The organism is Thermosynechococcus sp. OHK43, from assembly GCF_014466085.1.
Taxonomy (GTDB): Bacteria; Cyanobacteriota; Cyanobacteriia; order Thermosynechococcales; family Thermosynechococcaceae; genus Thermosynechococcus.
The window spans coordinates 1-4,537 of record NZ_JACOMP010000113.1; the positions used below are offsets into that span (position 1 = coordinate 1).

4 protein-coding genes and 1 pseudogene are annotated in these 4,537 nt (G+C 54.6%); 4 read left to right on the top strand and 1 reads right to left on the bottom strand.

Annotated features, from left to right (window positions below; all coding sequences use genetic code 11):
• Positions 1 to 1,109: aldehyde dehydrogenase family protein (locus H8Q75_RS04700; RefSeq protein WP_297040823.1), on the top strand; the 1,109-nt coding region annotated here is incomplete at its 5' end.
• Positions 1,109 to 2,263, top strand: coding sequence for a class I SAM-dependent methyltransferase (locus H8Q75_RS04705; RefSeq protein WP_041429125.1), 1,155 nt, complete (start codon positions 1,109 to 1,111; stop codon positions 2,261 to 2,263). The genes H8Q75_RS04700 and H8Q75_RS04705, both read left to right, overlap by 1 nt.
• Here the strand turns inward: H8Q75_RS04705 and H8Q75_RS04710 are convergent.
• Entirely contained in the window at positions 2,260 to 3,399 is a 1,140-nt protein-coding gene (locus H8Q75_RS04710) for a glycosyltransferase family 1 protein (protein WP_024125070.1), read from the bottom strand. The genes H8Q75_RS04705 and H8Q75_RS04710 overlap by 4 nt on opposite strands.
• A 107-nt stretch (positions 3,400 to 3,506) precedes the next feature.
• On the opposite strand from H8Q75_RS04710, the gene H8Q75_RS04715 reads away from it, so the two are divergent.
• Positions 3,507 to 4,088, top strand: a complete 582-nt coding sequence (locus H8Q75_RS04715; RefSeq protein WP_024125071.1) for a PAP/fibrillin family protein — start codon at positions 3,507 to 3,509, stop codon at positions 4,086 to 4,088.
• 59 nt (positions 4,089 to 4,147) lie between these two features.
• Positions 4,148 to 4,537: pseudogene (locus H8Q75_RS04720) on the top strand (hypothetical protein); the annotation flags it as partial.

The following is a 4,537-nucleotide window of genomic DNA, read 5'->3' on the forward strand; positions in this document are numbered from 1 at the left end:
ACTTTCCCGGCGAAACAAACCATTACCACTACCAAGGGCGCGGCATTGCGGTCGTGATTTCTCCTTGGAACTTTCCTTTGGCGATTCCCACAGGTATGACCGTGGCCGCCTTAGTGACAGGTAACTGCACGATTCTCAAGCCTGCGGATCCCGCCGCCGTGGTTGCTGCCAAACTAGCGGAGATCCTGATTGCCGCCGGTTTTCCGCCGGGGGTGTTTCAGTTTCTCCCCGGACCTGGCTCCGTGATTGGCCCCTATTTAATCAAACATCCCGATGTGCATCTCATCGCCTTTACTGGCTCCCAAGAGGTGGGTTGCCGCATTATTGCTGAGGCAGCAGTGTTACAGCGGGGACAAACCCATATCAAACGGGTGATTGCCGAGATGGGGGGCAAAAACGCCATCATCATTGACGAAAGTGCCGACTTAGATCAGGCAGTGGCGGGGGTTGTACAGTCCGCCTTTGGCTATAGCGGCCAAAAATGCTCCGCCTGTTCGCGGGTGATTGTCCTTGAGTCCATCTACGAACCCTTTGTGGAGCGCTTAGTAGCAGCCACCAAGTCCCTGAATATTGGGCCAGCCCACTTGCCCAGTACCCGTGTCGGACCGGTGGTGACGGCCGCCGCCCGCGATCGCATTCAGGAATACATTGCCAAAGGCCAGCAAGAAGCGGAACTCGCCTTGAGCGTACCGGTACCGGAGGTGGGCTATTTTGTCTCGCCCACGATCTTTACCAACGTGCCCCCCACAGCTACGATCGCCCAAGAGGAAATTTTTGGCCCGGTGCTAGCCGTACTACGGGCAGAAAGCTTCACCCAAGCCCTTGAAATTGCCAATGCCACCGCCTATGCCCTGACAGGGGGGCTGTATTCGCGGACGCCCTCCCATATTCAGCAGGCCAAAGCCCAATTTGCTGTAGGGAACCTGTACATCAATCGTGGGATTACAGGGGCGATCGTGGATCGGCAGCCCTTTGGTGGCTTTAAGCTGTCGGGCCTTGGTTCCAAAGCCGGTGGACGCGATTACCTACTGCAATTCCTTGAACCGCGCGTCATTACCGAGAATGTCCAGCGTCAAGGGTTTGCCCCCATTGCCGGGGTAGATGACTGATGCCAAAAAGCACTCCGTTATTGGCCGAGATTCAGGAGCGCATCAGAGCAGCGGGCGCCATTTCCTTCTGTGAGTTTATGACCTTGGCTCTCTATGCACCACAGGGGGGCTATTACAATCGTCCCCAACTGCAGATTGGTCGGCGCGGCGACTTTATCACCTCCAGTAGTCTCACGAGGGATTTTGCGGAACTGCTCACTGAGGCTTTTGTGCAGATGTGGCACGCCTTAGAGCGACCGCAGCGATTTATCCTCCTGGAGATGGGTGGCGGTGAAGGCCACTTTGCCGAGGGGGTCTTAAGCTACAGCCAAGGGACCTATCCCGATTTCTTTGCTGCCCTTGAGTACCAAATTCAAGAGCAATCCCCCCGTTTACAGGAACGTCAACGGCAACGCTTGGCACCTTGGGGCGATCGCCTGCGCTGGCGAGGCTTGGACACCGCCTGTGAACCCAGTGTTGGCTGCATCTTTAGCAATGAGCTGGTGGATGCGTTTCCCGTACATCGCCTGCAATGGCAGGGGGGCAACTGGCATGAAATTTATGTCAGCCTCAATGCCCAGGGAGCGTTTCAAGAGGTTTTGGGTCCCCTCAGCGACAATCGCATTCACGAGTACTTTGCCACCGTTGGCATTGATCCGCAGCAGCAGGGCTACAGCGACGGCTACCGTACTGAGGTGAATTTGAACCTGATCCCATGGCTCAAGGATCTAAGTGAGCACCTAGAGCGGGGCTTTGTTCTCACCATTGACTATGGTTATCCCGCCCGGCAATACTATCATCCCGCCCGCTGTGGCGGCACGTTGCAGTGCTACTACCAACACCGCTGCCACGATAATCCTTACTGCTTTGTTGGCGAGCAGGACATTACGGCCCATGTGGATGTAACCGCTTTAACATGCTATGGTGAGCAATTTGGTCTTGAAACCCTCTATGTCACCCGCCAGAGTTTATTTCTCATGGCTTTGGGGTTGGGCGATCGCCTAATGGCACAACAACAGAGTAATGGCAATCTCCTGCAAGCCCTCAACCGCCATCAATCACTCCACCAACTCATTGATCCCCTTGGCCTTGGGGGCTTTTACGTCGTTCTTCAAGGAAAGCAAGCCAGCCTCGATCTACCGCAACTCAGGGAAGCGATTCAGGGATTCGGTTAATGACTAAGAGCCACATCCCGCTGGGGAACTGGCAAAACTGACTGGTAGTATTGCTCTAGTTGCTGCGTGGCTGCCGCCCAGCTCCAGCGTTCGGCTTCTTGGCGGGCATTTTGGCGTAGGGTCTCGCGATCGCCCGGAGAGTCAAAGAGGCGCTGACAAGCGGTAATGGCTCCCGTAGGGTCTGCTGGATCAAACAAAAACCCATTTACCCCATCAGTGACAATATCGGGAATTCCCCCACTATTGGCAGCCACCACAGGACAGCCCGCCGCCATTGCTTCTAAGAGAACCAAGCCAAGGGTTTCCGTGCGCGAGGGAAAGACAAAGACATCGGCAGAGGCAAAGGCCCCTGCTAAGCGTTCACCGCGCAGGTAGCCGACAAAATGGGTGGGTGTGCCAGCAAAGTGTTTTTCCAGGGCCTCGCGATGGGGGCCATTGCCCACCAGAGCCAGCCGTGCCTGGGGAATCTGCTCAAGAATTGGCTTAATTTGCTCAATTTCCTTTTCAGCAGAGAGACGACCAACGTAGAGCAGTAAGGGGGCTTCTGGATGCCCCTGGCTGAGAAAGTGGCGCATTTCTTGACTTTGGCGTTGTGGATGAAACAATTCCACATCTACCCCCCGCTGCCAGAGATCCAGATGGCGAATCCCATGGGCTTTCAGCTCTGCCACCATGGCCGTTGAGGTACACAGGTTGAGTTGGGCGCGGTTATGGCCCCAGCGCAAGAGGAACCAGAGGAGCTCCTCCAGAAAACCCAAGCCATAGTACTTCAGGTATTGGGGCAAGTGGGTGTGGTAGGAGGCCACCAAGGGCAATTGGAGTTTCTGGGCATAGTACAGACCAGCCAAGCCCAAGACAGCTGGGTTGGCCACATGGATCAGATCGGGTTCAAAGGCCTCTAGGGCTTTGCCAATAGCGGGTCGCGGCAGGGCCAATTTGAGTTCAGGATACAATGGGAGGGGAAAACCGGAGACACCATAGATGCGCGCGCCTTCGTAATGGTCTAACCCGCCCTCGGGGGCCACCACTAGCACCTGATGGCCATTCCGCTGCAGATGTCGGACAGTTTGACATAAACGGGTAACAATGCCATCAATTTTAGGCAAAAATGTCTCAGTAAATAGCGCGATCCGCATTTCGCTAACCTGAAGGGCGAGGGGGATTTCTCCCATTCTCGAATTAGGGGGGGCTTGACGCAACCCATTAGGGCGAAAAAGTTCCTTAGATTAAGGAGGGGTAAACTGTGGCAAAAGCTGAGTTATTGATGGCGATCGCTGGCCTGAATCGAGGTCTGCTAGCCACACCGCGCGATCGCAAACAGGTAGCTGCCCTTGTTGCTTCCCTGGAAGGCATGAATCCCACTTCGGATCCCCTCAATGCCCCTGAAAAATTAGCTGGGGATTGGCGATTGATCTACACCAGTAGTCAGGCCCTTCTCGCCTTAGATCGCTCTCCCCTCGTGAAGCTGGGGCAAATTTATCAGTGCATTCGTCCGCAGCAGCAGCGCATCTACAACATTGCTGAACTCTATGGATTGCCCTTCCTTGAGGGAATTATCAGCGTGTTGGCCCGATTTGAACCCTTGACCCAACAGCGGGTACAGGTGTACTTTGAACGTTCCATTGTTGGCCTGCGCCAGTGGTTGAATTACTACTCCCCCGCCCAATTCATTCCCCAACTCCACAGCCGTCAGCCGCTGATGGCCCTAGATGTGCCCCTCAACAGCAATGATCAACAGGGCTGGCTTGACATTACCTACCTGGATGAAGATTTGCGAATTAGCCGCGGCAATGAAGGCAGCCTCTTTGTCTTAACCCGGGTTTAGTCCCGATTCCCGATACCCTTAGACTAAGGAAGAGTGGCACCATTCTCACATCCCCTGCAATGGAAACACAGCCCCCCAACCAACTTAGTTTTCCATGGAACCCAACTATCTCTGAGCCTCTGACGGAAAGCTCACTGGCAACTGGTGCAGAGGGCGAGAATAGCCAACGGCGCATCCAGCACTTAGAGCAAGCCATTGATCAGTGTCAACACTACATTGATGAATTAAAGCAACAACTGCGCAATCAGGCGTTTCTCGAGGATTTGCTGGCCCGTACTGAGGAAACAGCTCAGATTCAACAACAGGCGATCGTTGCCCTTCAAGAACAATTGCGCTCCCAAGCCACCTGTGCCCAGGAGCTGGCAGAAATGAGCCACCATCGCCAATCCTTGGAAACCATTCTTCAGCAATCGCAAATGGAAATTGAGCACCTACATCAGGAGGTGGAG

What these genes read in the sequence shown, in the direction of transcription:
- H8Q75_RS04710 (WP_024125070.1), bottom strand. Translation starts at nt 3,399, where the DNA reads ATGCGGATCGCGCTATTTACTGAGACATTTTTGCCTAAAATTGATGGC.
- H8Q75_RS04705 (WP_041429125.1), top strand. Translation starts at nt 1,109, where the DNA reads ATGCCAAAAAGCACTCCGTTATTGGCCGAGATTCAGGAGCGCATCAGA.